This is a genomic window from Caballeronia arationis (assembly GCF_001544975.2).
GTDB classification, from domain to species: domain Bacteria; phylum Pseudomonadota; class Gammaproteobacteria; order Burkholderiales; family Burkholderiaceae; genus Caballeronia; species Caballeronia arationis.
This window is the reverse complement of record NZ_FCOG02000264.1, coordinates 1-4,652: the sequence shown is the minus strand read 5'-3', so window position 1 is coordinate 4,652 and position 4,652 is coordinate 1. Positions and strand designations below refer to the sequence as shown.

Below are 4,652 nucleotides of genomic sequence, written 5' to 3'. Positions count from 1 at the left end.
CGGTATTCCCTTCACTCGTCTGGAGTTCCTTTGGATCCTGGCTGCGCACCATCCGTCCCGGCATCCCTCCATCGGAGTTGGTTGTCGCCAGTGCACTACGACAATGCCTGCCCGAATTTCTCGTGAATAGCGCCAAAACCAATTTCTTCGCGAAATTCATCGCCGAAAGGCAGGACCCTGACACCTTCGAGATGTTCCGACTGGCCACATAACCCCAAGACTGTGCCGAACTCGGCACTCTTGAGTAAATGAGAGAAGAACGCAAGGTCATGCATCCTCACGCCAGCCAGGACGTGAGTTTGCGCCTTCCTATTTATGAACTCCGTTGCGCAGCGTGATCACTTGTTGGGTGTCGCCGACTCCGCGTTGATACCGCACCTATTCTGCGAAAATGCCACGGGGATGACGGGACAGGGAACCCACTGAAGTATCCCAAGCGTGCGGGCGATTCGGCCTTTCTCGTCGCGGACGGGACATCGCTCGATCCTCATTTGATCAAACGGGGACATATCCGAAGACAACGTGCCGACCGATCGAGCCAGGAAAATATCGCCTAGCCACGCTGCCTCCCCCGGCATGCAAGTCGGTAAGGTAGCCTTTGCGGGTAGCGCTGGAGGTCAGGGGCAGGAGGCGTGAAGGGATTCCTCACGCGGGTGCTTTTGATAGTGGTGTGGAAGCGTCGCGGTTTTTCGGATACCTCGCGGGCCATTCGGGCACGGGGGTCTGCCGATGATCAATCTCCGCCATACCATAAGCCACAGCAAACCTTCGAGCCTCCGCCGCGCAGGGAAAGTGCCCGAGCTCATGAGTGGCGACCTCGATACCATCCGGTCCTCGCACGATAAGCATGGCTGTACATTCCGCTATCGTAGGCGGCTAGCGGTCTAAGTACGAAGTTTCGGTACCTAACCTCCACATCTCCATATCTTTATGTCTCAGAGCACAGTGCAGCGTCCAACCATTGTCTAACATGTGGGACAGTTGCTCATTTGGGGCTTGTACTGATTAATCAGATATATGGGATGGATTTGACCGGGGCAATCCGCTGGGAGCGCCACCCTGTCATGCCTGAAAATCGGTAGATTCGTCGCAACCGTCTCGCAGCGTGAGGGGCAGCACAGCTTAAATATCTGCAAGCGAGTTGCTGTCGCGGGCAGCGGCCGACCACGTGATTGACGTTGTAGCCGCGCGAATGGTCATTGACTGAGCCACGCCGACGTTCGAGCGTCCGCGTGAAAACGACCGTCAACGTCCGCATGCGCGTCTTATGCTGTGCCTTAACCGCCCCTCTCCGGACCTTTAGCACGGCGACGCACCTACCGCCGCTCTGAGGTGTTTAACAGCCGTCACCACATGGAGTGGCTGACGAATTGTTGCCTGTAACTGTTATTCCCAGTTTCGGGAAATATTTAAATCGTTGTAAGTCGTTTCTACTAGCGGAGCGCCGCGAGGTTATAAACGCTCATCGCGGGCACGTCCGCCCGTGGTGGGTAAACCTTCCACGAACCGTCGTCATGCCGAAAAAAAATGATCGCCCAACGGTTCTCTGAGCCTCCGCCAACGCGAACGTACCGGCTTCGACTGCGGGCGGTTCGACCAAACTTCATCACGCGTACCGTCCCGCTCGCACAGTGCCCAAGCCACTTGTCGATCAACCTGCGCAAGGAATTCTCACCGTTTGCCATTTCGCCTGTCCCAAAAATGAAACCGGATGCCCGCCAGCCGTCGACGCTGCCGAGTAGTCGTCTGATCGAAACCTTCGAGGCTATCGTCTCCCGATGATGCGTCCGCTCATGCGGTCGAAGACGTAACCCTGCCTTTCCCGTATTGCTTGGGTGCAGTCTAGGAAATGCCATCCTTGGGCGCGCCTCTCTTCACGGGAGGGGGTAACGACAAACTTGACCGAAATCCGCACGAAAGTAATATTCAAAATCTATTGCTGTAGAAACGATATCATGATAATCTCTCTGCAGAGATAGGAGGCTATCATGGCATCGACAACGCAAGATCATGCCGCAGTTGATCCGACGCCGGCGGCCACGTTGTCTAAAGCGGCCGTCCGCGCGGCGGCCGCTCTACGTATAAGCCAAGCAACGCTAGCTGATGTGCTCGGACTTAGCACGTCTTCTGTCTCGCGGCTCGTCGCGGGCACTTACCAACTTGAGCAATCGCGAGGCAAGGAATGGGAGTTGGCGTTATTGCTGGTGCGTTTGTTTCGTTCACTCGACGCCATTGTGGGTCCAGGAGAAAAAGCTCAAGCATGGCTGACGGGCGAGAACAGTGCACTGAATGCGAGACCGATCGATCTCATCCGCTCCGCTCAGGGACTCGTTAATGTTGTCGAATATTTGGACCTCTATCGAGGTCGCATCTGAGGCTCGGGAGCTTATCGAGGATACTTGGCGCGCTGTCGAGGCACAACATCGCGTCGCAACGATGTCGCTCGTTGACAGTCTGGCCGAGCAGGCTCAGCTAGAAGCGTTGCTCGATACATCAAAACCTCCGATGCCTGCCACGGCCCTCGGACTTCATTGGCTTCTGTTCACGCCCTTTCGATATCCGACGTCCAAGCATGGCTCGCGATTTCGACGGCCCTATGATCCAGGTGTCTTCTATGCCGCCTACGACAAGAGCACCGCGTGTGCGGAGCTTGGCTATTGGCGCTGGCGCTTTCTGACCGAATCGCCGTCGCTCGGATCGATCGATACGTTGCCTCAGACACTGTTCAAGACGGCCGTTCAGGGGCGCGCCGTTGACCTTCGCCGGCCGCCTTTTTTACGCCAGCAGAATGCCTTCGAGAACAAGACCGAGCATGATTACTGTCAAGCGTTTACCGGGGTCGCACGCGAGGCTCAGGTCGAAGCCATCGTGTATCGTTCGGTGCGTGATCCAGCGGGAGGCGGGTGCATCGCAGTGCTGACGCCCATGGCATTCGCAAAGAAAGAACCTCTTGCCGCTGAAACGTGGAATCTGTCAGTCACGCTCGATCGAGTGATTTGGCAAAAGAGCGACGTATTGTCGCCTGAGGCGTTCGAATTCCCGACAAGCTTCTGGAAATAGGCGCTGACGGAACGGATTGGCCTTCTCACGGCGGGAACTAACATCAGCCTCTATCAAAAAAATTTGCATTACCCGCCGTCGCGAGTGGTTCGACGCCCCGGGCCGACTGTCAGTTCCTTGAATCCATTGGGAACTGCACCCCGCAGTTCTGCGTCCAACTGGCCGGAATTTGACCTGCAATCGTCGATTTGAGAACGGAGTACGTTTGGACATCTTCTACTACTGGAAAGACTTCGTATCGGATGTGCACGAAGGGCGTATCGGCACGCTCGGGACCGATACTGACAAGCTCGCTGAACTTCAAGAACGGCTGCCGCGCAAGGTATGGACGTTCATTACGCCCAAGGGCATGAAGGGGAAGATTAAAGTTATCGGTTCTATGTGGATCACGGACGTCAGGCCCGCCAACTTTGTACCCAAGTGGCGGCACAACCTTTTCTATGACGCGCTCTCGCCCAAGTCGGTTTTGTTCACGAACTCAGGGAGCGCCGAGAAAATTGAGGAAGTCAGTTCTTTCCTGAACAACCGGTTCAATCAAGCCTTCAGATCCAACTTTCAAGGCGAAAAGGGCCTTCACGCGATGGAAGCCGACGTCGTACAGGGCTTCGAAAAACTGGTGCGAAGCTATGAGACCGTCCAATTTATGGAAGGAATAAAAGAGGCGCCCTGATGAAAAGAGACGTGGCCCCGGAAATCTGGACAGTCGGTTAGGTGGAATCGCTGGGGTTCTGAGATAGGCATAATGCCTTCAAAGGAAACCAGACAATGACGAAGAGAACCCGGCGCACGCACTCAGCGGCGTTCAAGGCGAAGGTGGCACTGGCAGCCGTACGTGGCGAGCGCACACTTGCAGAATTGGCGCAGCAGTTTGAGGTTCATCCGAACCAGATCACGGAATGGAAGCGGCAGTTGCAAGAACGAGCGGCCGATGTGTTCGGCGCCGCTGCCGCTCCCGTCAATGAGCCGCCAGTCGATCTGAAGACGCTTCACGCAAAGATCGGCCAATTGGCGCTGGAGAATGATTTTTTGTCAGGCGCGCTCGGCAAGGCAGGCCTGCTGAGCGCAAAGAAATGATTGATCGTGCCCACCCCCTGCCGGTTTCCCGGCAGGTCAAGCTGGTCGGCATCAGCCGATCCAGCGCGTACTACGCGCCGAGCCCGATCGGTGCCGCGGATTTGGCGCTCATGCGTCGGATTGACGAGTTGCACCTGGAGCATCCGTTTGCCGGCGCGCGCATGTTGATGCGCCTGCTCAAGCGAGAGGGCATAGGGGTCGGACGCAAGCACGTCGGCACGTTGATGCGCAAAATGGGCATCGAAGCGCTGTATCGCAAGCCGAACTTGAGCCGCAAACATCCGGCTCACAAGATCTGGCCGTACCTGCTGCGCGATCGGAAGATTGCGTATTCCACGCAAAGAGAACAACCATTCCACGTCAAAGTGAATCGTAATTCCACGGCAAAGCGAACAAGGATTCCACGCCATCGCGAACAAGCGGAGCGAAGCGACGCGGGACCTTGCCTTTTTACTCGGACTGCGGCTTCGCAGTCAATCGACTACGCGTCTTGCGCAGCGATTCGCCGGCGAGCGTGA

At 56.4% G+C, this 4,652-nt stretch carries 3 protein-coding genes and 2 pseudogenes; all 5 read left to right on the top strand.

The features are described 5' to 3' along the window. Positions 1 to 212: pseudogene (locus tag AWB81_RS47815) on the top strand (IS4-like element ISCku4 family transposase); the annotation flags it as partial. A 1,776-nt stretch (positions 213 to 1,988) separates the two neighbouring features. Next, complete coding sequence (locus AWB81_RS40565) at positions 1,989 to 2,375, top strand: MbcA/ParS/Xre antitoxin family protein (RefSeq protein WP_062644021.1); 387 nt, start codon at positions 1,989 to 1,991, stop codon at positions 2,373 to 2,375. Then, positions 2,335 to 3,060, top strand: a complete 726-nt coding sequence (locus AWB81_RS40560) for an RES family NAD+ phosphorylase (protein WP_087135560.1) — start codon at positions 2,335 to 2,337, stop codon at positions 3,058 to 3,060. Before AWB81_RS40565 ends, AWB81_RS40560 begins: the two co-directional genes overlap by 41 nt. A 205-nt stretch (positions 3,061 to 3,265) precedes the next feature. Beyond that, complete coding sequence (locus AWB81_RS40555; protein WP_062644015.1) at positions 3,266 to 3,730, top strand: hypothetical protein; 465 nt, start codon at positions 3,266 to 3,268, stop codon at positions 3,728 to 3,730. Positions 3,731 to 3,825: 95 nt separating this feature from the next. Further along, a pseudogene (locus AWB81_RS47810) lies at positions 3,826 to 4,475 on the top strand (IS3 family transposase); the annotation flags it as partial. Positions 4,476 to 4,652: the final 177 nt, after the last annotated feature.